25 protein-coding genes are annotated in these 23,349 nt (G+C 64.1%); 16 read left to right on the forward strand and 9 right to left on the reverse strand.

The genetic code is table 11. From position 1 onward, the window contains the following. The first annotated feature begins 76 nt into the window (after nucleotides 1-76). Nucleotides 77-307, forward strand: a complete 231-nt coding sequence (locus tag EPK82_RS02400) for a hypothetical protein (RefSeq protein WP_037050953.1) — start codon at nucleotides 77-79, stop codon at nucleotides 305-307. Nucleotides 308-771: 464 nt separating this feature from the next. Further along, nucleotides 772-2,271 carry a malate dehydrogenase (quinone) gene (gene mqo / locus EPK82_RS02405; protein WP_134675675.1) on the forward strand — a complete coding sequence of 500 codons (1,500 nt, stop codon included), beginning with the start codon at nucleotides 772-774 and terminating at the stop codon, nucleotides 2,269-2,271. A gap of 82 nt (nucleotides 2,272-2,353) precedes the next feature. Here mqo and EPK82_RS02410 read toward each other — a convergent pair whose 3' ends face one another. From EPK82_RS02410 to rplU, 5 genes are all read right to left on the reverse strand, one after another. Then, complete coding sequence (locus tag EPK82_RS02410) at nucleotides 2,354-2,815, reverse strand: CreA family protein (protein ID WP_134675676.1); 462 nt, start codon at nucleotides 2,813-2,815, stop codon at nucleotides 2,354-2,356. A 17-nt stretch (nucleotides 2,816-2,832) separates the two neighbouring features. Beyond that, nucleotides 2,833-3,951 carry a glutamate 5-kinase gene (gene proB, locus EPK82_RS02415; protein WP_037050961.1) on the reverse strand — a complete coding sequence of 373 codons (1,119 nt, stop codon included), beginning with the start codon at nucleotides 3,949-3,951 and terminating at the stop codon, nucleotides 2,833-2,835. Between the two features lie 81 nt (nucleotides 3,952-4,032). Then, nucleotides 4,033-5,253, reverse strand: a complete 1,221-nt coding sequence (gene cgtA / locus EPK82_RS02420) for an Obg family GTPase CgtA (RefSeq protein WP_037050962.1) — start codon at nucleotides 5,251-5,253, stop codon at nucleotides 4,033-4,035. A 140-nt stretch (nucleotides 5,254-5,393) separates the two neighbouring features. Then, complete coding sequence (gene rpmA / locus EPK82_RS02425; protein WP_031303584.1) at nucleotides 5,394-5,651, reverse strand: 50S ribosomal protein L27; 258 nt, start codon at nucleotides 5,649-5,651, stop codon at nucleotides 5,394-5,396. Between the two features lie 37 nt (nucleotides 5,652-5,688). Further along, the gene (rplU, locus tag EPK82_RS02430) at nucleotides 5,689-6,000 is read right to left on the reverse strand and encodes a 50S ribosomal protein L21 (protein WP_037050963.1); all 312 of its coding nucleotides are present in this window, start codon (nucleotides 5,998-6,000) and stop codon (nucleotides 5,689-5,691) included. Nucleotides 6,001-6,246: 246 nt separating this feature from the next. Here rplU and EPK82_RS02435 point away from each other — a divergent pair, with 246 nt between their 5' ends. Next, nucleotides 6,247-7,215, forward strand: coding sequence for a polyprenyl synthetase family protein (locus EPK82_RS02435; protein WP_037050964.1), 969 nt, complete (start codon nucleotides 6,247-6,249; stop codon nucleotides 7,213-7,215). A 149-nt stretch (nucleotides 7,216-7,364) separates the two neighbouring features. On the opposite strand, the gene EPK82_RS02440 is transcribed toward EPK82_RS02435, so the two are convergent. Then, a complete protein-coding gene (locus EPK82_RS02440; RefSeq protein WP_037050966.1) occupies nucleotides 7,365-8,123 on the reverse strand; it encodes an SDR family oxidoreductase in 759 nt (252 codons plus the stop codon). Between the two features lie 108 nt (nucleotides 8,124-8,231). Here EPK82_RS02440 and EPK82_RS02445 point away from each other — a divergent pair, with 108 nt between their 5' ends. The 10 genes from EPK82_RS02445 (at nucleotide 8,232) to EPK82_RS02490 (ending at nucleotide 16,694) form a co-directional block, all read left to right on the forward strand. Then, nucleotides 8,232-8,960 carry a HugZ family pyridoxamine 5'-phosphate oxidase gene (locus EPK82_RS02445; protein WP_134675677.1) on the forward strand — a complete coding sequence of 243 codons (729 nt, stop codon included), beginning with the start codon at nucleotides 8,232-8,234 and terminating at the stop codon, nucleotides 8,958-8,960. Between the two features lie 71 nt (nucleotides 8,961-9,031). Next, a complete protein-coding gene (locus EPK82_RS02450; protein WP_037050969.1) occupies nucleotides 9,032-9,481 on the forward strand; it encodes an FxsA family protein in 450 nt (149 codons plus the stop codon). Nucleotides 9,482-9,805: 324 nt separating this feature from the next. Beyond that, complete coding sequence (locus EPK82_RS02455) at nucleotides 9,806-10,099, forward strand: co-chaperone GroES (protein ID WP_037050970.1); 294 nt, start codon at nucleotides 9,806-9,808, stop codon at nucleotides 10,097-10,099. A 48-nt stretch (nucleotides 10,100-10,147) separates the two neighbouring features. Further along, the gene (gene groL, locus EPK82_RS02460; RefSeq protein WP_037050971.1) at nucleotides 10,148-11,794 is read left to right on the forward strand and encodes a chaperonin GroEL; all 1,647 of its coding nucleotides are present in this window, start codon (nucleotides 10,148-10,150) and stop codon (nucleotides 11,792-11,794) included. A 220-nt stretch (nucleotides 11,795-12,014) separates the two neighbouring features. Then, a complete protein-coding gene (locus tag EPK82_RS02465) occupies nucleotides 12,015-12,719 on the forward strand; it encodes a lipopolysaccharide kinase InaA family protein (protein WP_134675678.1) in 705 nt (234 codons plus the stop codon). Nucleotides 12,720-13,077: 358 nt separating this feature from the next. Beyond that, nucleotides 13,078-13,314, forward strand: a complete 237-nt coding sequence (locus tag EPK82_RS02470; RefSeq protein ID WP_134675679.1) for a hypothetical protein — start codon at nucleotides 13,078-13,080, stop codon at nucleotides 13,312-13,314. A gap of 126 nt (nucleotides 13,315-13,440) precedes the next feature. Further along, nucleotides 13,441-13,842, forward strand: a complete 402-nt coding sequence (locus EPK82_RS02475; RefSeq protein ID WP_167494321.1) for a DUF4878 domain-containing protein — start codon at nucleotides 13,441-13,443, stop codon at nucleotides 13,840-13,842. A 50-nt stretch (nucleotides 13,843-13,892) separates the two neighbouring features. Continuing rightward, nucleotides 13,893-14,459 carry a C40 family peptidase gene (locus EPK82_RS02480; protein ID WP_167494322.1) on the forward strand — a complete coding sequence of 189 codons (567 nt, stop codon included), beginning with the start codon at nucleotides 13,893-13,895 and terminating at the stop codon, nucleotides 14,457-14,459. 236 nt (nucleotides 14,460-14,695) lie between these two features. Then, on the forward strand, nucleotides 14,696-16,207 hold the full coding sequence (locus tag EPK82_RS02485) for a SulP family inorganic anion transporter (protein WP_134675682.1): 1,512 nt from the start codon (nucleotides 14,696-14,698) through the stop codon (nucleotides 16,205-16,207). 109 nt (nucleotides 16,208-16,316) lie between these two features. After that, entirely contained in the window at nucleotides 16,317-16,694 is a 378-nt protein-coding gene (locus EPK82_RS02490; protein ID WP_037050978.1) for a DUF4288 domain-containing protein, read from the forward strand. Between the two features lie 67 nt (nucleotides 16,695-16,761). On the opposite strand, the gene EPK82_RS02495 is transcribed toward EPK82_RS02490, so the two are convergent. Then, nucleotides 16,762-17,589 (reverse strand): arylamine N-acetyltransferase family protein, encoded by an 828-nt coding sequence (locus tag EPK82_RS02495; RefSeq protein WP_134675683.1) that lies wholly within the window; start codon nucleotides 17,587-17,589, stop codon nucleotides 16,762-16,764. 329 nt (nucleotides 17,590-17,918) lie between these two features. Here EPK82_RS02495 and EPK82_RS02500 point away from each other — a divergent pair, with 329 nt between their 5' ends. After that, nucleotides 17,919-18,122 (forward strand): hypothetical protein, encoded by a 204-nt coding sequence (locus EPK82_RS02500; protein ID WP_172979181.1) that lies wholly within the window; start codon nucleotides 17,919-17,921, stop codon nucleotides 18,120-18,122. 95 nt (nucleotides 18,123-18,217) lie between these two features. Here EPK82_RS02500 and EPK82_RS02505 read toward each other — a convergent pair whose 3' ends face one another. Together EPK82_RS02505 and EPK82_RS02510 are read right to left on the reverse strand one after the other, a co-directional pair. Then, a complete protein-coding gene (locus EPK82_RS02505) occupies nucleotides 18,218-19,714 on the reverse strand; it encodes a CoA-acylating methylmalonate-semialdehyde dehydrogenase (RefSeq protein ID WP_037050981.1) in 1,497 nt (498 codons plus the stop codon). A 119-nt stretch (nucleotides 19,715-19,833) separates the two neighbouring features. Continuing rightward, nucleotides 19,834-21,180 carry an aspartate aminotransferase family protein gene (locus tag EPK82_RS02510; protein WP_134675684.1) on the reverse strand — a complete coding sequence of 449 codons (1,347 nt, stop codon included), beginning with the start codon at nucleotides 21,178-21,180 and terminating at the stop codon, nucleotides 19,834-19,836. A 163-nt stretch (nucleotides 21,181-21,343) separates the two neighbouring features. Between EPK82_RS02510 and EPK82_RS02515 the strand changes: the two genes are divergently transcribed. Together EPK82_RS02515 and EPK82_RS02520 are read left to right on the forward strand one after the other, a co-directional pair. Further along, entirely contained in the window at nucleotides 21,344-22,261 is a 918-nt protein-coding gene (locus EPK82_RS02515) for a LysR family transcriptional regulator (RefSeq protein ID WP_037050983.1), read from the forward strand. 248 nt (nucleotides 22,262-22,509) lie between these two features. After that, the gene (locus EPK82_RS02520; protein WP_134675685.1) at nucleotides 22,510-23,310 is read left to right on the forward strand and encodes an outer membrane protein OmpK; all 801 of its coding nucleotides are present in this window, start codon (nucleotides 22,510-22,512) and stop codon (nucleotides 23,308-23,310) included. Nucleotides 23,311-23,349 lie beyond the last annotated feature (39 nt).

A 23,349-nucleotide genomic window follows, 5' to 3' on the forward strand; every position in this document is an offset into this window, starting at 1 on the left:
GCGCCGGGGTTCCTGTCATCAGGCTGTCACCGCGTCAGGGCATAAAGGCTGCAGTCACCACGCTGGAGCCTTCGCCATGCTTTTGCACCGCCTGTTCGGCCGTTCCCGCCCGATGCGCCACTTCGCCCTGCTCGATGCCCAGGGCTGCTGCCGTGCGCTACGGCAGGTGCAGGAGCACCCGAGCCAACCCGGCTGGGTGGAAGTCAGTGAACCCAACGCCTCGTGGCTGGGCGCCCCCCTGCCTGCCGGCGCCAGGGTCATGCCGGTCGTCAGCCATACGCGAGCGGCCCGCCCGTTGGCGGCCTGACCGGCGGAAGAATAAAAGTCACGCAAGACCGATCAATTTCCCCTCATTCACCGTTATAATCGCGCCCCGATTATAAGGACGTCTCCTGATCGGGCCGCACGACCTCGCCGATGCAACGTCATCGCCCCGCCCCAGAGAGTCGCCCACTTCGAGCTGCCGTATCCGGCCAGCCGCTTTTCGCCCATATGCAGAGCCGATGGCAGCCATGCATTGCATGACGTGCACGGGCAAAAGCGCGCCGAGGCAGTCGAGCTTTTGAGGTTCACAGCTCCAAAAGAGCGTGAAAAGAACGGTTTTTACAAACTTCACAAGAGTGTGGCGAACAGATGAACAGTTTTGCGTCCGCAATTCCCAGCCTTGACCCTCCCCGCCGAACGGCATGGCCTTACGTCTGAGTCTGTCGGTATCGCCCTGAAAGGCCGCATGGCCGTCCATCTGGTGCAGATTTTCCTGGAGAGAGGTTAATGGCGCATAACGATTACCAAAGCGTGGATGTGGTGCTGGTGGGTGCCGGCATCATGAGCGCGACCCTGGGCGTGCTGCTCAAGGAACTCAACCCCGGCATCACGCTGGAAGTGGTAGAGCTGCGCGAGTCTGGCGCAGTGGAAAGCTCCAACCCCTGGAACAACGCCGGTACCGGCCATGCCGCACTGTGCGAACTGAACTACACCCCGGAAGGCGCGGACGGCAGCATCGACATCAAGAAGTCGGTGAGCATCAATGCCCAGTTCGAGGAGTCCAAGCAGTTCTGGGCCTACCTGATCGGCAAGGGCGCGATCCAGTCGCCGAAGACGTTCATCAATCCCGTCCCGCACATGAGCTTCGTGCGCGGTGATACCGGCAAGGCCTTCCTCAAGAAGCGCTTCGAGGCGCTGCGCCAGCATCATGCCTTCACCGACATGGAGTACACCGAGGACCGCGCCACCATCGCCGAATGGGCGCCGCTGCTGATCCCCGGCCGTGACGGCAACGAGCCGCTGGCGATGACCCGCGTGCAGGCCGGTACCGACGTCAACTTCGGTGCGGTCACCGAACAGATGCTCGGCTACCTGACCACGCAACCGAACGCCACGGTCACCTGCAACCAGAAGGTTACCGACCTCCAGCGTGACGGCGAAGGCTGGCTGGTGGACATCAAGGACACCCGCTCGGGCGCCACGCGCAAGCTCAAGAGCAAGTTCGTCTTCCTCGGTGCCGGTGGTGGTGCACTCCCGCTGCTGCAACTCTCCGGCATTCCCGAAGGCAAAGGCTTCGGCGGCTTCCCGGTCAGCGGTCAGTGGCTGCGCTGCGACAACCCGGAGATCGTCAAGCAGCACCAGGCCAAGGTCTACAGCCAGGCCGCCGTGGGCTCGCCGCCCATGTCCGTGCCGCACCTGGACACCCGCGTGGTGGACGGCAAGAAATCCCTGCTGTTCGGCCCGTACGCCGGCTTCACCACCAAGTTCCTCAAGCACGGTTCGTTCCTCGACCTGCCGCTGTCGGTACGCCCCAACAACATCGGCCCGATGCTGGCGGTGGCGCGCGACAACATGGACCTGACCCGCTACCTGATCAAGGAAGTGATGCAGTCCGAGGCGCAGCGCCTGGAGACCCTGCGTGGTTTCTACCCGGAAGCCAAGCCCGAGGACTGGCGCCTGGAAGTGGCCGGCCAGCGCGTGCAGATCATCAAGAAGGACGCCAAGAACGGCGGCATCCTGCAGTTCGGCACCGAGCTGGTGGCAGCAGAGGACGGCACCATCGCCGCCCTGCTCGGCGCCTCCCCGGGCGCCTCGGTGACCGTGTCGATCATGCTCGACCTGATCCGTCGCTGCTTCCCCGAGCAGGCCGACAGCGCCGAATGGCGCAGCAAGCTGGACGAGATCTTCCCGGCCATGGCCGACGTCCTGGCCAAGGACGCCGAGCGCTACCGCGAAGTGCAGGCGCAGTCGAACCAGCGCCTGCAGCTGGACCAGCCCAGCGCCTGATCCGCCCGACAAAAAAACCGCCCCTCGGGGCGGTTTTTTCATGGCTTGCGGCAACGCGTCGGTGCAGTGCCGGCGCGATCCCTCAGGGCTTGCCCCAGGGCAGGATCGGGATGGCGGTCACCGCATTCTGCGGGCTGCCCTCGATCACCCGGTCACTGTAGACCAGGTACACCAGGGTATTGCGCTGCTCGTCGAAGAAACGCACCACCTGCATGGTCTTGAACACCAGCGAGGTGCGCTCCTTGAACACCTCCTCGCCGTCCTCGAGCCTGCCCTTGAAGGTGATCGGCCCGACCTGACGGCAGGCCAGGGACGCCTCGGCACGGTCCTCGGCCAGCCCGAGCCCGCCCTTCACGCCGCCGGTCTTGGCCCGCGACAGGTAGCAGGTCACGCCCTCGACCTTGGGATCATCGAACGCCTCGACGACGATCTTGTCGTTCGGGCCGAGCCACTTGAACACCGTGGACACCTCGCCGATGGTCTCGGCCAGTGCCAACCCTGGCAGCAACATGACACTCAACGCAATTCCCTTGAACAGACGCATGCCTCGCTCCCTTTTCACTAGACCAGGATCAGGTTGTCCCGGTGCACCAACTCGGGTTCATCGACGTAACCCAGCAGCTTTTCGATGGCGTCGGTGGGCTGGCCAATGATCTTCTGCGCTTCCAGCGCGCTGTAGTTGACCAGACCACGGGCAATCTCGCGACCATCAGGTGCCACGCAGACCACCATCTCACCGCGGCGGAAACTCCCCTGCACCGCCTTCACACCCACGGGCAGCAGGCTCTTGTGGTCCTGCTTGAGCGCCTTGACCGCGCCGGCATCGAGCACCAGGGTACCGCGTGTCTGCAGATGCCCGGCCAGCCACTGCTTGCGTGCCGCCAGCAGACCGCGCTCGGGGGCCAGCAGGGTGCCCAGGCGCTCGCCAGCCTGCAGGCGGGCCAGCACCTGCTCGATGGCGCCACCGACGATCACGGTATGCGCGCCGGAGCGTGCCGCCAGGCGCGAGGCACGCAGCTTGGTCTGCATGCCGCCACGCCCCAGCGCGCCGCCCACGCCACCGGCCACGGCGTCCAGTGCCGGGTCGTCGGCACGCGCTTCGGAAATCAGCTCGGCATCGGGGTTGTGACGGGGATCGGCGTTGTACATGCCGTCGCGGTCGGTGAGGATCACCAGCAGATCGGCCTCCACCAGGTTGGCCACCAGCGCGGCCAGGGTGTCGTTGTCACCAAAGCGGATCTCGTCGGTGACCACCGTGTCGTTCTCGTTGATCACCGGCACCACGTCCAGGCCCACCAGCGTACGCAGGGTGCTGCGTGCGTTGAGGTAGCGCTTGCGGTCGGAAAGATCGTCGTGGGTCAGCAGGATCTGCGCGGTGCGTCGGTTGTGCTCGGCAAAGCTCGACTCCCAGGCCTGCACCAGCGCCATCTGGCCGATGGCGGCGGCGGCCTGCAGCTCGTGCATCGCACTCGGTCGGCTGGTCCAGCCCAGGCGGCTCATGCCGGCAGCCACGGCGCCGGAAGACACCAGCACCAGTTCCACGCCCTGCTCACGCAGCGCGACCATCTGCTTGACCCATACCGCCATGGCCGCACGATCCAGGCCACGCCCGTCGGCGGTCAGCAACGCACTGCCGATCTTCACCACCCAGCGCTTCGCGCCGGTCACCTTGTCACGCATGATCTTCCAGCCTTAGTCAGACACGATGGGTTCCAGCCCACCTACAAAAACGCCGCAATTAAGCGGCGTTGGAAAATTTGCTTAATCCCGGACGTAGATGATTTCCGGGCCGTCGTCGTCTTCATCGTCGAAGAAGTCATCGTCTTCGTCGATATCATCGACACTGCGTACCCCAGCCTTGCGCAGCGCACGCTGGTCATCCAGCGCCTGCAGACGGGCACGCGCCTCGTCCTCGATGCGCTGATCCAGCTCGGCCACCTCTTCGGCGAACACCGGGTCCTCGGCGATGCGCTCACCGCGCACTTCCAGGTAATGCATGATGTCGCGACTGATGCGCTCGGTGCCGTCGCGGCTGATGGCGGAAACCACGTAGACCGGGCCCTGCCAGTTGAGGCGGGCAACGATGTCGGCCTTGCGCGCTTCGCGCTCTTCTTCCGGGATCTGGTCCATCTTGTTCAGCACCAGCCAGCGGTCACGCTCGGCCAGCGCTGGGCTGAAGCGGCCCAGTTCGTCGATGATCACCTGCGCCGCCTCGGCCGGATCGCTCTCGTCCAGCGGCGCCATGTCCACCAGGTGCAGCAGCAGGCGGGTACGCGCCAGGTGCTTGAGGAAGCGAATCCCCAGGCCGGCGCCTTCCGACGCGCCTTCGATCAGCCCCGGAATATCGGCGACGACGAAGCTCTTGAAGCGGTCGACACTGACCACCCCCAGGTTCGGCACCAGGGTGGTGAAGGGATAGTCGGCGACCTTCGGCTTCGCGGCGGAAACGGCGCGGATGAAGGTACTCTTGCCGGCATTGGGCAGGCCCAGCAGGCCGACGTCCGCGAGGACCTTCAGCTCCAGCTTGAGATCGCGCGAGTCCCCCGGCTTGCCCGGTGTGGTCTGGCGCGGCGCACGGTTGGTGCTGGACTTGAAGCGCGTGTTGCCCAGGCCATGCCAGCCACCCTGAGCGACCATCAGACGCTGGCCGGCCTTGACCAGGTCGCCGATCACTTCCTGCGTCGCCACGTCGATCACCGTGGTGCCGACCGGCACCGGCAGGATCAGGTCCTCGCCCTTGGCGCCGGTGCAGTCGGTGCTGCCACCCTTCTCGCCGTTCTGGGCGTGGAATTTGCGCGTGTAGCGGTAATCGATCAGGGTGTTGAGGTTCTCGTCGGCCTGGAGGAATACCGAGCCACCGTCACCACCGTCACCCCCGTTGGGGCCACCCTTCTCGATGAACTTCTCGCGGCGGAAGCTCATCATGCCGTTACCGCCGTCACCGGCTTTTACAAATATCGATACTTCGTCGACGAATTTCATCAGTCTGCCTCCCGCTTCATCTGCGGGCTGGGGGAACGCTTGCCGAATCATCCAGGACTAGCGGATTGGGCAAGCGCACCAAAGATACACAAACAAAAAAGCCCCGTCCTACGGACAGGGCTTTTCCAGCGCGTAGGCGATTAGGCCTGAACAACGCTCACGTAGCGACGGCCGAAAGCGCCCTTCACTTCGAACTTGACCACGCCTTCGACTTTAGCGAAGAGGGTGTGGTCCTTGCCGATGCCCACGCCGAAACCGGGGTGGAACTGAGTGCCGCGCTGACGCACGATGATGTTGCCGGCCTTGATGACCTGGCCACCGTACATTTTCACGCCAAGGCGTTTACTTTCGGAATCGCGGCCGTTACGGGTAGAACCGCCAGCTTTTTTGTGTGCCATGAGTCAATACTCCTATAAAGGGATCGGGGCCGACGAATCAGGCCTGGATACCGGTGATTTTGATCTCAGTGAACCACTGACGGTGGCCCTGACGCTTCATGTGGTGCTTACGACGGCGGAACTTGATGATGCGCACTTTGTCGTGACGGCCTTGCGAAACGACTTCGGCAACCACTTTGGCACCGTCTACGACCGGGGCGCCGATTTTAACGTCGTCGCCATTGCCGATCAGCAGAACGCGATCGAAAGTCACGGCGTCGCCAGTGGCGAGCTCGAGTTTCTCGATCTTGAGGAATTCGCCTTCGGTGACTTTGTATTGCTTGCCACCAGTAACAATTACTGCGTACATGGTAAATCTCCGTTGATCCTGCTCACCCAGCGCTTTAGAAAAGTCGTTGTTGGCTGGCATGGCTGCTCGGGGCCGGAAGTGACACCCTTGCAATTGCGTAAGGCAGGGAAATGCCCAGGGGGAAGTTCAGGGTGCGCGATTGTACGCAAGCGCCGAACGCTGCGCAAGGGCCGCAAGTGCTTGCCTTGACAGCCCCTACCCTGCCACCTAGCATGCCGCGCAGTTTAGAAGGAGCGCCCTTTGTCGATGCAACCCCAGGCTTTCTACCGCGTGGTGGCGGACGATTTCACCGCCGTCGACGGCATCATCCGCCAACAGGTGGTTTCTCGCGTGCCGCTGGTGGAAAAGATCGGCGACTATATCATCTCTGCCGGTGGCAAACGCCTGCGCCCGCTACTGGTCCTGCTCAGCGGTCGTGCGCTGGGTTACCAGGCTGACGACCTGCGCCTGCTGGCTGCGACCATCGAGTTCCTGCACACCGCGACACTGCTGCATGACGACGTCGTCGACATGTCCGACATGCGTCGTGGCCGCAGCACCGCCAACGCCCAGTGGGGCAACGCGCCAAGCGTTCTGGTGGGCGACTTCCTTTATTCCCGCTCCTTCGAAATGATGGTCGAACTCGGCTCCATGCCGGTGATGAAGATCCTCTCCCACGCCACCCGCGTGATCGCCGAGGGTGAAGTGCTGCAGCTGTCCAAGGTCCGTGACGCCAGCACCACGGAAGAGACCTACATGGAGGTCATCCGCGGCAAGACCGCGATGCTCTTCGAGGCCTCCACCCATGCCGCAGCCGCCCTGGCCAATGCCGACGAGACGCAGCGCGAGGCCCTGCGCACCTTCGGTGATCACCTGGGCATCGCCTTCCAGCTGGTCGATGATCTGCTCGACTACAAGGGCGACGCCGCCAGCCTGGGCAAGAACGTTGGTGATGACCTGGCCGAGGGCAAGCCGACCCTGCCGCTGATCTACACCATGCGCGAAGGCACCGAAGAGCAGGCTGCCCTGGTACGCCGTGCGATCCAGAAGGGTGGCATCGAGGACCTGGAGAGCATCCGTGCCGCCGTGGAAGCTGCCGGCGCCCTGGACTACACCGCCAGGCTCGCGCGCGACTACGCCGAGCGCGCCATCGCCTGCCTGGAAGTCCTGCCGCAGGGTGAATACCGCGACGCCCTGATCGAGCTGAGCCGCTTCGCCGTGGCGCGCACCCACTGACCATATCGCACCCTAGTCGCTCGTAGCCCGGATGCAATCCGGGATTCTCTGCACCTGGCCATTCCCCGGATTGCATCCGGGCTACAGGATCCAGGCGCAAACAAAAACGCCCCGAACCAGTCGGGGCGTTTTCGTTATCGCGGCGCGAATTACAGACGCAGGCCGCCATCCAGCTCCAGGATACGACCGGTGTAGTAGTCGTTCTCCAGGATATAGGCCACCGAGTGGGCGATCTCGGCCGGTTTGCCCATGCGCTTGAGCGGGATGCCCGCCGTCATCTTCTCCAGGGCTTCCGGCTTCATGCTGCCGGTCATCTCGGTTTCGATGAAGCCCGGCGCCACGCCGGCGACACGAATGCCGTAGCGCGCCAGCTCCTTGGCCCAGACCACGGTATCGGCAGCGACACCGGCCTTGGCGGCGGAGTAGTTGGCCTGGCCCATGTTGCCGGCACGGGAGATCGAGGAGATGTTGACGATCGCACCCTCGTTCTTCAGCTCGATCATCTTCGCCGCCACTTCGCGGGTGCAGAGGAACACGCCGGTCAGGTTGACGTCGATCACCGCCTGCCACTGCGCCAGGCTCATCTTGGTCATTTCGCCATCCTTCACACGGATGGTCAGACCATCGCGCAGGATGCCGGCATTGTTGACCAGGCCATTGATGGCGCCGAAGTCGTCGGCGACCTGGGCGACCATGTGGGTGACCTGCTCTTCATCGGCGACGTTGCACAGGTAGGCACGCGCATCGCCACCGGCCGCCTTGCAGGCCGCCACGGCTTCGTCGAGCTTTTCCTGGTTCAGATCGACCAGCGCCAGCTTGGCACCCCTGGCCGCCAGGTACTCACCCATGGCGCGGCCCAGTCCCTGGCAACCGCCAGTGATGATGATGACTTTGTCTTTCAGTTGCATCGCTTTATCCCCTCAAGGTGCAGCATTTACCGACCCCGCTGATGCCCTTGAAGCGCTATGCTAGGGCGTCTGTCCGTTGATGACGGATTCTTTGCGAGGAGTCATAAGGTGAGCGTGAAAGCCGGCAAGCATGCACGAGAATTGCTGCTCAAGGAATACCGTGGCGTGCTCAGCACCCACTCCAAGGCCATGCCGGGCTTCCCTTTCGGATCGGTAGTGCCCTACTGCCTGGACGCCGAGGGCCGGCCACTGATCCTGATCAGCCGCATCGCCCAGCACACCCATAACCTCGGGCAGGACGCCAAGTGCTCGCTATTGGTCGGCGAGCGCGGCGCAGAGGATGTGCAGGCGGTCGGTCGCCTTACTTTGCTCGCCGAAGCACGACAGTTGCATGACGAAGACGAAATAGAGGCAGCCGCCCAGCGTTATTACCGCTTTTTCCCCCAGTCGCGCGACTACCATCGGGCGCACGACTTCGATTTCTGGCGGCTGGAGCCGGTGCGCTGGCGCTTCATCGGCGGTTTCGGCGCCATTCACTGGCTCGACCAGGTCGCGCTGGCCAACCCCTTCACGACGGACGGCAGCGAAGCGAGCATGGTCGAGCACATGAACGAGGACCATGCCACGGCCATTGCCCGCTACGTCGAACTGGCCGAGCTGCCGCAGCATGAACCGGCGCAGATGGCCGGTGTCGACAGCGAAGGCTTCCACCTGCGCATCGGCCAGAGCCTGCACTGGCTGCCCTTCCCGACATCCTGCAACAACCCCGGACAGGTGCGCGCAGCCCTGGTGGCGCTGGCCCGCGCCGACAAATGGCCCGAGCCTGGCGTCGCTTAAGCTTGAATTCAGGCCAAAGCCCCATACTTACTCCCTACTGGAAGTTCGCTTCCGCCAAGGATTCTTCGATCATGCGTGCGTTTCTGTTTCTGTTCCTGCTGTTCCCGATCATCGAGCTGGCCGTCCTGATCAAGGTCGGCGGTGCCATCGGCGTGCTGCCGACGGTCCTGCTGGTGATCGGGACCGCCATTCTTGGCAGCGTCCTGCTGCGCGTGGCCGGTGTCGCCACGGCCTGGCGCGCCCGTGAGAAACTGGCGCGCGGCGAGATGCCCGAGCAGGAAATGCTCGAAGGCCTGCTGATCGCGGTCGGCGGTGGCCTGCTGCTGCTGCCGGGCTTCATCAGCGATATCTTCGGCGTGCTCTGCCTGCTTCCCTTCACCCGCCGCCTGCTGGTCGGCAAGATCCGTCGCCGCGCCGAGGAGCAGGCCCTGCGCCAACGCGCGTTCTTCGACGATGCCGCCGCCCGCGCCGGCAAGACGCACCCCAATGTGCTCGAAGGCGAATACGAACGCCGCGACTGATTCACGCCACAGGCACTCGCCTGCGGCGATCCCCCGGCAGACCTGCTGTCGAGCGCAGCAGGCTGCCGCGACAAGCGCATCGGCCGCCAATCCTCGGCCTTACCCCGAGAACGCCGACTGCGCACGCAAAAAAAATCACCAGCGCCCCTTGAAATGCCTCCGCCCGCCCACATGTAGCAGTCACCGCAAGGTGCCTGCCCTACGAGGCAGTCCGACTTTCGCGGTGCGCACAGCGCGCCGCACCCGGCCCCGCCGGATTTTACAAACCCGCCGACCAGACAAGAGTCGGCAAGTTGGCCATTCAATTGTTAGGAGAGATCGACAATGAAGCTTCGTCCTCTGCATGACCGCGTCGTGATCCGTCGCAGCGAAGAAGAGACCAAAACCGCAGGCGGCATCGTGCTGCCGGGCTCGGCCGCCGAGAAGCCGAACCAGGGTGAAGTCGTTGCCGTCGGTACCGGCAAGGTTCTGGATAACGGCGAAGTCCGTCCGCTGGCCGTCAAGGTCGGTGACAAGGTGGTATTCGGCCCTTACTCCGGCAGCAACACCGTCAAAGTCGACGGCGAAGACCTGCTGGTGATGGGCGAGAGCGAAATCCTCGCTGTCGTCGAAGCCTGATTCCGACGAATCTCCGTTTAACCTTCAAGAATTTGAGGACTGATCAAGATGGCTGCTAAAGAAGTCAAGTTTGGCGATTCCGCCCGCAAGAAAATGCTCGTTGGCGTCAACGTACTGGCCGACGCCGTCAAAGCCACCCTCGGCCCGAAAGGTCGTAACGTGGTTCTGGCCAAATCCTTCGGCGCCCCGACCATCACCAAAGACGGTGTTTCGGTTGCCAAGGAAATCGAACTGAAGGACGCCTTCGAGAACATGGGCGCCCAGCTGGTCAAGGACGTTGCGTCCAAGGCCAACGACGCTGCCGGTGACGGCACCACCACCGCTACCGTTCTGGCTCAAGCCATCGTCAACGAAGGCCTGAAGTCCGTCGCTGCCGGCATGAACCCGATGGACCTGAAGCGCGGCATCGACAAGGCCACCGCGGCCATCGTTGCTCAGCTGAAAGACCTGGCCAAGCCGTGCACCGACTCCAAGGCCATCGCTCAGGTAGGCACCATTTCCGCCAACTCCGACAACTCCATCGGTGACATCATCGCCGAAGCCATGGACAAGGTCGGCAAAGAAGGCGTCATCACCGTTGAAGAAGGCTCGGGCCTGGAAAACGAACTGTCCGTCGTGGAAGGCATGCAGTTCGACCGTGGCTACCTGTCCCCCTACTTCATCAACAAGCCGGACACCATGGTTGCCGAGCTGGAAAGCCCGCTGCTGCTGCTGGTCGACAAGAAGATCAGCAACATCCGCGAACTGCTGCCGGTTCTGGAAGCCGTTGCCAAGGCTGGCCGTCCGCTGCTGATCGTTGCCGAAGACGTGGAAGGCGAAGCCCTGGCCACTCTGGTGGTCAACAACATGCGCGGCATCGTCAAGGTTGCTGCCGTCAAGGCTCCGGGCTTCGGCGACCGCCGCAAGGCCATGCTGCAGGACATCGCCATCCTGACCGGCGGCACCGTGATCTCCGAAGAAGTCGGCCTGTCACTGGAAGGCGCCACTCTGGAGCACCTGGGTAACGCCAAGCGCGTCGTCCTGAACAAGGACAACACCACCATCATCGACGGTGCTGGTGCTCAGGTCGACATCGAAGCCCGCGTTGCGCAGATCCGCAAGCAGGTCGAAGAAACCTCTTCCGACTACGACAAAGAGAAGCTGCAAGAGCGTCTGGCCAAACTGGCTGGCGGTGTTGCCGTGATCAAGGTTGGCGCTGCCACCGAAGTCGAGATGAAAGAGAAGAAAGCCCGCGTTGAAGACGCCCTGCACGCCACCCGCGCTGCAGTGGAAGAAGGCGTGGTGCCTGGCGGTGGTGTTGCCCTGGTGCGCGCTCTGCTGGCCATCGAAGGTCTGAAAGGCGACAACGAAGACCAGAACGTCGGTATCGCTCTACTGCGTCGCGCTGTCGAAGCACCGCTGCGTCAGATCGTTTCCAACGCCGGTGGCGAGCCGAGCGTCGTGGTCGACAAGGTCAAGCAGGGTTCGGGCAACTTCGGCTTCAACGCCGCGACCGACACCTACGGCGACATGATCGAGATGGGTATTCTCGACCCGGCCAAGGTCACCCGTTCGGCGCTGCAAGCTGCTGCGTCCATCGGCGGCCTGATGATCACCACCGAAGCCATGGTCGCCGAATCGGCTGACGACAAGGCTCCGGCCATGCCTGACATGGGTGGCATGGGCGGCATGGGTGGCATGGGCGGCATGATGTAAGCCAGCCGGCCCTCAGCTGTACCAGGAACCCCGCGCCAGTCGCGGGGTTTTTTATTGCCCGAAAAAAGCTCCCCCGTCGTTCTAAGACGAAAATGCGACATAGGGTCATTTATCGTGGACCTGGGAACGCTGTTTGCTTATGTTTCGTTACAACCCTGAACGACGTAGTAACCGTTCACGAGGCGGACGCTGCGCAAACCTCCAACAGAAGAAGAACAACATGCCTCTATGCAGCACGACTGACCCTTCCCAGCAGGCCTTCCAACACTGGTGGCAGAAAAACGGTGACTGGGTAGAAGAACCCAACGTTCGGCGCGGTGGAGAGAGTGGCGTACAGCGCCTGCTGGATCAGAGCGGCGTGCTCTACGCCAAGAAGCAGGTGGGCCACATCTACCGCAGCCTGCTGTACCCGCAGGGACGCCCTACCGTACTGCGCGAGCGCAGAGCCCTGCAGGCACTACCCGCTCTGGGAGTGCTGGTGCCGAAGATGATCTACTGCGGCATCAACTACGACGCCCAGCAAGGCTGGTGCGGCCTGCTGGTGACCGAAGAGCTGGAAGGCTTCGAGAACATCGAAGTGTGGTACGAGAATGGCGGCCGCGAAGCCTGCGGCGAGGCCGTGCATGCCCAGCTGCTGCAACTTGTTGGTGCAACCCTGGCGCGCATGCACCTGGGGCGCTGGCAGCACGGTTGCCTGTATGCCAAGCACATCTTCGTCCGTATCGACGGCGAAACGCCGCACGTCGCCCTGCTGGACCTGGAAAAGAGCCGTCGCCGCCTGACCCGGGTCCAGGCCGCCCAGCACGACCTGCCGCAACTGCGCCGCCACAGCCCCTGGTCCGATGCGGACTGGCAGCTGGTGCTGAGCGGCTACCGTGAAATTTTCGCCGAGGGCGCACGAGGTCTCGGCACACCTCTTGCGTAACCATCCGGCTGCCGGCCCGTGCCGGCAGCCTCGCTTTGGCTGCAACCCGCTTCACCCGCAACTCCCCCCACCAGGACGTGGCTCTACCTCGCACCTTTGCGCCAGGTAGCGACAGGCATCGCCAAGACGCCAACTGCCAGGGCCGGCTGTTACAGGCGCCCAGTACGGGCACCAAAGGTTACGCCCAAGCGTTACCCAGCACAGGATTGAACCATCCGCGGCGAAGCATGTCTCAGCTCAGCCCCTGGAGGGTGCCAGCCATACGCAGTGACCGCTCGTCGCGCAGATCAGCGACGAGGCGGTGGGTGATCTAGGTTTAGCGAACAGCGTTTGGCAGCGCTATCAAGGGGTTAGCAAAATGAAATTAGAAGTAGCTCGAGGTTTGTTCCTTGGCCTCGCCCTCAGCGTAACGGCGCTCGCTGCCGCTGCCTGGCAGGAACCCGGTCCGCGCGTACTGGACGCGCACGACTGCACGGCCCAGGCCCCCTGCCCCACAGCCCCATTGCGCAAGCACGTGCAACCTGCCGTGAACCCGGATGCCAACCTGCTGGTATTGATGTTCGGCCTGAGCGGCGCGATGAAAGGCGAACAATAGCCCCATCACCCCGTCACCGGGAGACCCGCGCAGCCGCTTGTGCAAATGTTCGCTGCATCACTGATCCAGCCTGAGCCTGGGGCTATCATCGCCGCCCCAACGGAAGCGACTCACAAGGAAGTCACCATGCTCAAGCGCTGGATCTACGCACTCGCCGCTACATTGCTGCTCACTGGCTGCGGCGGCCCGAACAACACCCCCGAAGGCATTGCCGAAGCCTTCCTGCAGGCGGCCTACGGCAACGACGTCGACGCACTGTTCGAGTACATCGACGTTCCCGAAGGCACCGGCGACGAAGAAGTCGCGCTGGTTCGCGGCAAGCTCAGCGCCCAGCTAGCCCGCACCGAGAAGTACACCGAAAGCCAGGGTGGCCTGGATCGCATCGAGGTGCAGGCGCCAACCCTGTCGAACGACGACAGCCAGGCCCGCATCGAGGCCATCGTTCACTTCAACAACAGCGATGCCAAGCCCAAGACCGAGCGACTGCGCCTGAACAAGGTCGACGGCGACTGGAAGATCAAGATCTGAGCCGCCTGCGTCTCGGGCTGTGCCTGAGCCTGCTGCTGGCCGGCGCCACCGTGGCGCTGGCCAGCCTCCAGCCACAACCCTCCGTCAGCGCCCCAGTACGCAGCCTGCCGCCCGTGCAGAACGGCGACTGGGTGTTTCGCCTCGGCCCTTCGCGCGAAAGCCGCCTGATCCAGCAGGTCGGCGGTGGCGACTACTCGCACATCGGCATGATCGTGAGCACCTCGCCCCAAGCGCTGGTGGCACACGCCACCACCGATGACGATCCCGAACGCCCCGACCAGGTCCTGCTCAGCCCGCTGACCGAGTTCGTCGACCCACGCCACGCGCGCGCCTTCGCCATCGCCCGGCCGGACTTTCTCGATGCCGAGCAACGCCTGCAGGTCAGCGCCGCCGTGCGTGACGAGGTCGGCCAGCCGTTCCTCCTGGAGCCACGCAACCTGGCGCATCGCTATTGCACCACCCTGCTCGCCGATGCGATCCGCATGCAGCACCCCAGGTTCGCTCCGCAGTGGCAACGGCTGGACCTGCCGGTGTTTCACGGCGAATATCTGTTCCCTCGCGCATTCGCCGAATATCCCGGCATTACCTGGCTATATCGCTACTCGATCGTCGAGTAATGGCACTTCGGACGGCGCCATTCAGCTTCACTTAAGTCAGCCTCCCTATCGTCTGGGCGAAGCGTGACCGCAGGTCACGTCCTTGCTCGCAACGAGCGATCCAGTCACGCCAGACCAGGAGAGGTCCGCATGCTCCGCACCACCCCCGCCAAACGGACGCCACGCCCAGTGGCCCGCGCCATCGATGACACGGGCATGGCCAGCCCTATCCGCGACACGGGCAAGGAGGACGCCCGATGAATGCACTTCGCGCACTGCCACGGGACGCACTGGCATCCGTGGTGGTCTTTCTCGTCGCCCTGCCGCTGTGCATGGGCATCGCCATCGCCTCCGGCATGCCGCCGGCCAAGGGCCTGATCACCGGCATCATCGGTGGCGTGGTGGTCGGTTTTCTCACGGGCGCGCCGCTGCAGGTCAGTGGCCCGGCGGCGGGGCTCGCCGTCCTCGTGTTCGAGCTGGTGCGCACCCAGGGCATGGCCGCGCTCGGCCCGGTACTACTGCTCGCCGGCCTGATCCAGCTGGTCGCCGGCTCGTTGCGTCTGGGCGGCTGGTTTCGTGTAACGGCCCCCGCCGTGGTCTACGGCATGCTCGCCGGTATCGGCATCCTTATCGTGCTGTCGCAGGTGCACGTGATGATCGACGCCGCGCCCAGGGCCTCCGGCCTGGACAACCTGCTGGCCTTCCCCGACGCCCTGGGCGATGCACTGAGCCTGCTCGGTGGCAACGCGATGATCGCCGGTGCAGTCGGCCTCGGCACCCTTGTCAGCATGGGGCTGTGGGAGCGCTACCGCCCCGCGTCCCTGCGTTTTCTACCCGGCGCCCTGGTCGGCGTGACCCTCGCCACACTGGTCAGCCTGTGGCTGGCCTTGCCGGTCAAACGCGTGGAACTGCCGGCCAATCTCGGCGACGCCATCGACTGGATTACTCCGCAGGGGCTGGCCAGCCTGGCCGATCCGCAGCTGCTGATCGCTGCCCTGGCGATGGCCTTCATCGCCAGCGCCGAGACCCTGCTCTCCGCCGCAGCGGTAGACCGCATGCACGATGGCCCGCGCGCCCGCTTCAACCGCGAACTGTCCGCCCAGGGCATCGGCAACATGCTCTGCGGCGCTGTCGGTGCCTTGCCGATGACCGGGGTGATCGTACGCAGCTCGGCCAACGTCCAGGCCGGCGCCCGCAGCCGCGCCTCGACCATCCTCCACGGGGCCTGGCTGCTGGCCCTGGTCGCCCTTCTCCCCGGCCTGCTGCAGAGCATCCCGGTGGCCAGCCTCGGCGCGGTGCTGGTGTACACCGGCTGCAAGCTGGTCGACCCCAGGGCCATGCGCAACCTCGGCCAGTACGGGCGCATCCCGGTAGTCATCTACGCCGCCACGGCGCTGTGCATCGTCTTCACCGACCTGCTGAGCGGCGTGCTGCTGGGCTTTGCCCTGACCCTGGCCAAGCTGCTGTGGAGTGCCTCACGGCTGCGCATCCGACTCGTCGAAAGCGCCCCCGGCGAGGCGGAACTGCGCATGCGCGGCGCCGCCACCTTCCTCCGCGTCCCCCAGCTGGCCGAACACCTAGCCCGTGTCGAACCCGGAACCCTCCTGCACCTGAGCCTGGCGCGGGTCAGCTACATCGACCACGCCTGCATGGAACTGCTGCAGGACTGGGACCGCTCCGCCCGCGCCCAGGGCGGCGGGCTGGAGATCGTCGAAGGGGCGGCACTGAAACGCCGGGTCGAGGGCCGGCAGCGCACGGCGCTGGCCTGATAGGGAAGTGATTCGCTCACGCTTGCCCTGGGCGAGTCCGCTCGTTTAGCGATGGCACCGCATGGCGACTTGGCGCTAAGGTCTGCCTGAACTCGGACAAGGACGCAGCATGGCCCACGACAAGAACGTTTCACCAACAGGCTGGTACATAGCTTCCTACCTGCTGCGCTTCACTGAAATCGACGCATCGGGGAATGACGATCCTGAAGCACGTTTCCTGTCTTGGGAGAACACCGTCATCGTTCAGGCGCCGAGCCTGGAAGAGGCCTACGACAAGGTCGTAGAAATAGCCACCGAATCCACAGAGCCCTATCTGGGTGGCCCCGATGCCGTGCCGGTCCAGTGGCTATTCGAAGGCGTTACGGAGTTACTTCCAATCTACGAGCCATTGGAGGACGGCGCCGAGGTCATGTGGGGCGAACATCACCCCAGAAAGCTCAAGAACCTGAGAAAACTCGTCAGGCAACGGCATCAGTTTCGCCAATAGGCCGTTGAACGGATAAGAGGTGGGCCGCTGCTGCCAAAAACCTTCCCACAAGAGCCCGCAGCGGCCCTCACGCTCCCGCGATCAAACCTCCGATGATTTGCCGAAGCTCAGGATGTTCGGGCGGTCGAATCCCGAATTCGTCGCGCAGCACCCTCAGCACCTCGTCGACACTGTCCAACTGCACCCGCTCGCTCGCCTGGCCCAGGCGGTGGATCGCGAAACTGCCGTTGTTCAGTGTCTTGCGCAGGCCCGGCCCGGTGCGCGCGGCGATCATCTGGCCGAGAAACGGCGAGTCCGGGTGGGTGCACACGTACCAGTTGCCCACCACGTAGTCGATATCCGCCACCGCCTGCAGATCGAACACGTACATCGCCCGCCAACTGTCGGCCACCCGCGCACGCAAGGTGTAGGTGCCATCCACGTACGACAGTCGATAGGCCTCATGCGGCGTGGCCTGTTCGGCCTCGCTGTCAAGCAGCAAGGGACCGGTCGGCACCATGCCGCCGAAACCGACGTCGGTGATGTAGCGCACGCCCTCCAGCGTCACCAGCACCAGCATGTGGGTACGCGCCGGCAGGGCGTCTTCCGGACCGCCCATCACCACGCGCCCGGTCAGGCCGCGCGCGTCGAAGCCCAGCGCCTGCAACAGCAGCAGGAACAGGCGATTGAGTTCGAAGCAGTAACCCCCACGCCCCTGATGCAGCAGCTTGTCCTGGATCGCAGCGGGCTCGACCTCCACCGGCACACGCAGCATGGTCGACAGCGTTTCGAAGGCGAACTCGGTGGTGTGCCGCCTCTGCAGCTCGCGCAGATTGTCGAGGGTCGCTGCCGGTGCCGAGGCATAGCCCAGGCGCTCCAGGTACCGTTGCAGGTCCAGCATGAAGGGTTCGCTCATCGCGCATCGTCCTCGTCGTCCGGTGGACGGTTTGTAGCAGAGAAGCGGAACGGGCGATATACGAATCACCCTGATCGATTTGCGCCAGCCAGCCCCAAGCGGGCAGTGAGCAGAGTGGGCAACGCCAAGCTCGTCCACCCTCGTGGGTTTCGCGTGCGGCCTCCTCACCCACAGAGGGAACTGATGGTGTCCACTCTGCTGTAGCTGAAGCTGCTCCTGCAGGAGCCTGCGACGGGGCAGTGGGTATGGTTTGCGGCGGCCGGCACATACAAGACGGCCAAAATGCGCCAAGCTGTTGCCATCCCACCCGCTCGCCCGAGGACTTCATCATGCGTCTGCCTCTTTTCTGCTCCCTGGCCCTGCTGCTCTGCCTCGGCGGCTGTGGCGCCGGCGAAACAGCCACCACGGCCACGCTGCAGGCGGAGCAGGCCAAGCAGGCGCAGCAGCAGATGGAGCAGCTCAAGCAGCAGATCGATCAGGCCAATGCGCTGAACAACCAGCGCCTGGAACAGGCCATCGACCAGGCGCAGTGAACGCTGCCTCGCTGCGCGCTAGGCAGTCACTCGATACCCGGAAACAGAAAGGCCGGTCACAAGACCGGCCTTTCTGTTTATCGCCCGATGCTCACTCAGCCATTGCTGGGGAAGGCGAACTGCGCCGCCTCGTGGCTCTTGCGCGCCGGCCAGCGCTGGGTGATGGCCTTCTTGCGGGTGTAGAAGCGCACACCGTCCGGACCATAGGCGTGCAGGTCGCCGAACAGCGAACGCTTCCAGCCGCCGAAGCTGTGGTAGCTCACCGGCACCGGCAGCGGTACGTTGACGCCGACCATGCCCACTTCGATTTCGTCGCAGAACAGACGCGCGGCTTCACCGTCACGGGTGAAGATGCAGGTGCCGTTGCCGTACTCGTGATCGTTGATCAGTTGCATGGCTTCTTCCAGGCTGCCGACGCGGACGATGCACAGCACCGGGCCGAAGATTTCGTCGGTGTAGATGGTCATCTCCGGGGTCACCTTGTCGAACAGGGTGCCACCGACGAAGTAGCCATTCTCGTTGCCCGCGACCACCAGATCACGGCCATCGACCACCAGCTTGGCGCCCTGCTCGACGCCCGCATCGATGTAGCCCTTGACCTTGTCGCGCGCAGCCGCGGTGACCAGCGGGCCCATGTCCAGGCCGCAGGAGGTGCCGGCACCGATCTTCAGCGCCTGGATCTGCGGGACGATCTTGTCGACCAGCGCGTCGGCGATCTGGTCGCCCACGCACACCGCCACCGAGATGGCCATGCAGCGCTCGCCACAGGAGCCGTAGGCCGCGCCCATCAGTGCGCTGACGGCGTTGTCGAGGTCGGCATCGGGCATCAGCACGGCGTGGTTCTTGGCGCCGCCGAGGGCCTGCACGCGCTTGCCGCGCTTGGTGCCTTCGCTGTAGATGTACTCGGCGATCGGGGTCGAGCCGACGAAGCTCAGGGCCTTGACCTCGGGGGCCTCGATCAGCGCGTCGACGGCATCCTTGTCACCGTTGACCACGTTGAGCACGCCCTTGGGCAGGCCGGCCTGGTTCAGCAGCTCGGCGATGAACAGGGTGGAGCTCGGGTCGCGCTCGGACGGCTTGAGGATGAAGCAGTTGCCGCAGACGATGGCCAGCGGGTACATCCACAGCGGCACCATGGCCGGGAAGTTGAACGGGGTGATGCCCGCGACCACGCCGACGGGCTGCAGGTCGGTCCAGGCGTCGATGTTCGGGCCGACGTTGCGGCTGTATTCGCCCTTGAGGATTTCCGGGGCGGCGCAGGCGAACTCGACGTTCTCGATGCCGCGCTTGAGCTCACCCACGGCGTCTTCGATGGTCTTGCCGTGCTCGGCGCTGATCAGCGCGGCGATCTGCTGCTCGTTCTGCTCCAGCAGTTGCTTGAAGCGGAACATGATCTGCGCGCGCTTGGCCGGCGGCGTGTTGCGCCAGGCCGGATAGGCGGCCTTGGCCGCATCGATGGCCAGTTGCATGGTGGCGCGATCGGCCAGGCCGACCTGGCTGGTGGAATCGCCAGTGGAGGGGTTGAACACCGGGGCACTGCGACCGTTGCCGGCAACGCGCTCGCCGTTGATCAGGTGAGGGATATGGCTCATGGGGACTCCTCAGTAGAAATCTTGTGTAGGGTGGATGATGCTCTTCTCATCCACCGTGGCAGATTCGGAACCTGGTGGATGAAAAAGGCGTCATCCACCCTACGGTTGTCGGTATTCGTTTAGTCCAGCTGGTTCAGCACGTCGCCGACGGCGTTGAACACGCGGTCGAGGTCTTCCATCTTGGCGTTGAAGGTCGGGCCGAACTGCAGGGTATCGCCACCGAAGCGTACGTAGAAACCGGCTTTCCACAGGGACATGCCGGCCTCGAACGGGCGGATCACCGCATCGCCGTCACGCGGAGCGATCTGCAGGGCGCCGGCCAGGCCGCAGTTGCGGATGTCGACGATGTGCTTGGTGCCTTTCAGGCCATGCAGGGCCGCTTCGAACTTCGGCGCCAGCTCGGCGGACTGCTGGATCAGGTTCTCGCGCTTGAGCAGGTCCAGAGTGGCCAGACCGGCCGCACAGGCGACCGGATGCGCCGAGTAGGTGTAGCCGTGGGTGAACTCGATCATGTGCTCCGGCGACGGCTGCTGCATGAAGGTGTTGTAGATCTCGCTGGAGGCGATCACCGCGCCCAGCGGGATGGCGCCGTTGGTGATCTGCTTGGCGACGTTCATCAGGTCCGGGGTGACGCCGAAGAACTCCGCACCGCTCCACTTGCCCATGCGGCCGAAACCGGTGATCACTTCGTCGAAGATCAGCAGGATGTTGTGCTGCGTGCAGATCTCGCGCAGACGCTGCAGGTAGCCGACCGGCGGCACGATGGCACCGGCCGAGCCGGACATCGGCTCGACGATCACCGCCGCGATGTTGGACGCGTCGTGCAGTTCGATCAGCTTGAGCAGTTCGTTGGCCAGCTCGACACCGCCGGTTTCGGCCATGCCACGGGTGAAGGCCATGCCCGGCTGCAGGGTGTGCGGCAGGTGGTCGGCGTCCATCAGCTGGCCGTACATCTTGCGGTTGCCACCGATGCCGCCCAGTGCGGTACCGGCGATGTTGACGCCGTGGTAGCCACGGGCACGACCGATGAAGCGGGTCTTGCTCGCCTGGCCTTTCAGACGCCAGTAGGCCTTGGCCATCTTCACCGCGGTGTCAGCGCACTCGGAGCCCGAGCCAGTGAAGAACACGTGATTGAGGTCGCCCGGCATCAGGTCGGCGACCTGCTCGGCCAGCTTGAACGACAGCGGATGGCCGTACTGGAAGCCCGGGGAGTAGTCGAGGGTGCCGAGCTGCTTGGCCACGGCTTCCTGGATTTCCTTGCGCGAGTGACCGGCGCCGCAGGTCCACAGGCCGGACAGGCTGTCGTACACCTTGCGTCCCTGGTCGTCGACCAGCCAACTGCCCTCGGCACCGACGATCAGGCGCGGGTCACGCTGGAAGTTGCGGTTGGCGGAAAACGGCATCCAGTGAGCATCCAGCTTGAGCTGGCTGGCCAGGGACGGGGTTTCGGTCTGCGGCATGTTCATCGGCGTAGCCTCACTCGGCAGGCAATTGAACGCAGGAGTCCGCTTGCGGGCGATCAGCGCCGACGAGCCGGCTCCTGCAGGGTAGTTGCCAGTGAATGTGCCATGAGCATAGAGTCAGTAAAACAACACTCTTTGCAACTTCAGTTCAAGGCCTACTAAACATATGAGCAGTCGTCGTCCCGATCCGCTGGCCCAGGTCAGCGACTTTGAAATTCGCCTGCTCAAACTGTTTCGCAGCGTGGTGGAATGCGGCGGCTTTTCCGCTGCGGAAAGTGCCCTGGGCATCGGCCGCTCGGCCATCAGCCAGCAGATGAGCGACCTCGAGCAGCGCCTGGGCCTGCGTCTTTGCCAGCGCGGCCGCGCCGGCTTCGCCCTGACCGAGGAAGGCCGCGAGGTGTACCAGAGCACCTTGCAGCTGCTCGCCGCGCTGGAGAGCTTTCGCACCGAGGTCAACGGCCTGCACCGGCATCTGCGGGGTGAACTGAACATCGGCCTGACCGACAACCTGGTGACCATCTCGCACATGCGCATCACCCACGCCCTGGCGCGCCTCAAGGTGCAGGGGCCGGACGTGCGCATCCACATCCGCATGACGCCGCCCTCGGAGGTGGAACAGGGCGTGCTCGACGGGCGCCTGCACATCGGCGTGGTGCCACAGGTCAGTGCCCTCTCCGGCCTGGAGTACCAGCCGCTGTACGACGAGCGCTCGCTGCTCTACTGCGCGGTCGGCCACCCGTTGTTCTACGTCGACGACCAGCAGCTCGAAGACCAGCGGCTCAACACCCAGGAAGCCATCGCCCCGACCTTCCGCGTGCCCCCCGAGGTGCAGAGCCACTACCAGGCCCTGAACTGCACGGCCAGCGCCTCGGACCGCGAGGGCATGGCCTTTCTCATCCTCACCGGGCGCTACATCGGCTACCTGCCCGACCACTATGCCCAGGCCTGGGTGCAGCAGGGCCGGCTGCGCGCGCTCAAGCCCGACAGTCGCTTCTACGACATCAACCTGGCGGCAGTCACGCGCAAAGGCCGCCGCGCGCACCTGGTGCTGGAGAGCTTTCTCGAAGCCCTGGCCAGCAGCTGAGCCACGCCTGCCCTAAGCTCCACTTGAGTGCAGCACGCCCCATCGCGGGGCGCGTACGCGCTCGGCCGCAGAATCGAAAACTGAATACCAAGTCAGGAATATTCGTATGCAGTTGATGGGACAAGGCTTTCCGCAACACTGCACACAATTCACCAGCAAGCTGATCAGTTGGATAGCTTTTTGCAACAGGGCGCTCACCTGACCAGATGGACAGGAAAAAAGAATAACGATGATCCTCAGGAGCCAAGATGAACGCCAGTCGCACCATGATGCTCGCCGCCTGCGGCCTGCTGCTGACCACCCAGGCACACGCCGATAGCCCGCTGCTGTGGCAGAACAACAGCCTCACCTACCTGTACGGCAAGAACTTCAAGGTAGAGCCGGCCATTCAGCAGACGCTCACCTTCGAACATGCCAGCGGCTGGAACTGGGGCGACCTGTTCCTGTTCGTCGACCAGAAGTTCTTCAACGGCGCGGAGAACGGTGCGGGGGATACACGCAGCTTCTATGGCGAGTTCAGCCCACGCCTGTCGTTCGGCAAGCTGCTGGGCAAGGATCTGTCGTTCGGCCCGGTCAAGGACGTGCTGCTGGCGGCCACCTACGAATTCGGCGAGGACGAGACCGAAGCCTACCTGCTCGGCCCCGGCTTCGACCTGGACGTTCCGGGCTTCAACTTCTTCAAGCTCAACTTCTACTACCGCCAGCCCGATGGCGACCGCGTCGACCGCAACGGCGATGGCAAGCCGGATGGCAGTGGCGTCTGGCAGGTGACACCGGCCTGGTCCTACACCCTGCCGCTGGGCAAGTCGGACCTGCTCATCGACGGCTACATCGACTGGGTGGTGGACAACGACGCCAGCTACCACAGCAACTACCACATCAACCCGCAGATCAAGTACGACCTGGGCAAGGCCATGGACTGGGGCGACAAGCAGGTCTACGTCGGCGTGGAGTACAGCTACTGGAAGGACAAGTTCGGCATCCAGGACAGCGCCGCCTTCACCACCACGCAGAACACCGCCAGCCTGCTGCTGAAAGTTCACTTCTGATGCGCCTCACCGACCCGCATCGTGGGTCGGTTCCTGCCG

Origin of the sequence: Ectopseudomonas khazarica (assembly GCF_004521985.1) — a bacterium.
GTDB classification, from domain to species: domain Bacteria; phylum Pseudomonadota; class Gammaproteobacteria; order Pseudomonadales; family Pseudomonadaceae; genus Aquipseudomonas; species Aquipseudomonas khazarica.

Bases quoted from the DNA above. Each gene is read 5' to 3' on its own strand.
- mqo (WP_134675675.1), top strand. From the start codon at position 772: ATGGCGCATAACGATTACCAAAGCGTGGATGTGGTGCTGGTGGGTGCC.
- rpmA (WP_031303584.1), bottom strand. From the start codon at position 5,651: ATGGCACACAAAAAAGCTGGCGGTTCTACCCGTAACGGCCGCGATTCC.
- EPK82_RS02410 (WP_134675676.1), bottom strand. From the start codon at position 2,815: ATGCGTCTGTTCAAGGGAATTGCGTTGAGTGTCATGTTGCTGCCAGGG.
- EPK82_RS02485 (WP_134675682.1), top strand. From the start codon at position 14,696: ATGAATGCACTTCGCGCACTGCCACGGGACGCACTGGCATCCGTGGTG.
- EPK82_RS02465 (WP_134675678.1), top strand. From the start codon at position 12,015: ATGCCTCTATGCAGCACGACTGACCCTTCCCAGCAGGCCTTCCAACAC.
- rplU (WP_037050963.1), bottom strand. From the start codon at position 6,000: ATGTACGCAGTAATTGTTACTGGTGGCAAGCAATACAAAGTCACCGAA.
- EPK82_RS02505 (WP_037050981.1), bottom strand. From the start codon at position 19,714: ATGAGCCATATCCCTCACCTGATCAACGGCGAGCGCGTTGCCGGCAAC.
- EPK82_RS02500 (WP_172979181.1), top strand. From the start codon at position 17,919: ATGCGTCTGCCTCTTTTCTGCTCCCTGGCCCTGCTGCTCTGCCTCGGC.
- EPK82_RS02470 (WP_134675679.1), top strand. From the start codon at position 13,078: ATGAAATTAGAAGTAGCTCGAGGTTTGTTCCTTGGCCTCGCCCTCAGC.
- EPK82_RS02455 (WP_037050970.1), top strand. From the start codon at position 9,806: ATGAAGCTTCGTCCTCTGCATGACCGCGTCGTGATCCGTCGCAGCGAA.
- proB (WP_037050961.1), bottom strand. From the start codon at position 3,951: ATGCGTGACAAGGTGACCGGCGCGAAGCGCTGGGTGGTGAAGATCGGC.
- EPK82_RS02440 (WP_037050966.1), bottom strand. From the start codon at position 8,123: ATGCAACTGAAAGACAAAGTCATCATCATCACTGGCGGTTGCCAGGGA.
- EPK82_RS02435 (WP_037050964.1), top strand. From the start codon at position 6,247: ATGCAACCCCAGGCTTTCTACCGCGTGGTGGCGGACGATTTCACCGCC.
- EPK82_RS02450 (WP_037050969.1), top strand. From the start codon at position 9,032: ATGCGTGCGTTTCTGTTTCTGTTCCTGCTGTTCCCGATCATCGAGCTG.
- EPK82_RS02400 (WP_037050953.1), top strand. From the start codon at position 77: ATGCTTTTGCACCGCCTGTTCGGCCGTTCCCGCCCGATGCGCCACTTC.
- EPK82_RS02495 (WP_134675683.1), bottom strand. From the start codon at position 17,589: ATGAGCGAACCCTTCATGCTGGACCTGCAACGGTACCTGGAGCGCCTG.
- cgtA (WP_037050962.1), bottom strand. From the start codon at position 5,253: ATGAAATTCGTCGACGAAGTATCGATATTTGTAAAAGCCGGTGACGGC.
- EPK82_RS02510 (WP_134675684.1), bottom strand. From the start codon at position 21,180: ATGAACATGCCGCAGACCGAAACCCCGTCCCTGGCCAGCCAGCTCAAG.
- EPK82_RS02490 (WP_037050978.1), top strand. From the start codon at position 16,317: ATGGCCCACGACAAGAACGTTTCACCAACAGGCTGGTACATAGCTTCC.
- groL (WP_037050971.1), top strand. From the start codon at position 10,148: ATGGCTGCTAAAGAAGTCAAGTTTGGCGATTCCGCCCGCAAGAAAATG.
- EPK82_RS02520 (WP_134675685.1), top strand. From the start codon at position 22,510: ATGAACGCCAGTCGCACCATGATGCTCGCCGCCTGCGGCCTGCTGCTG.
- EPK82_RS02475 (WP_167494321.1), top strand. From the start codon at position 13,441: ATGCTCAAGCGCTGGATCTACGCACTCGCCGCTACATTGCTGCTCACT.
- EPK82_RS02515 (WP_037050983.1), top strand. From the start codon at position 21,344: ATGAGCAGTCGTCGTCCCGATCCGCTGGCCCAGGTCAGCGACTTTGAA.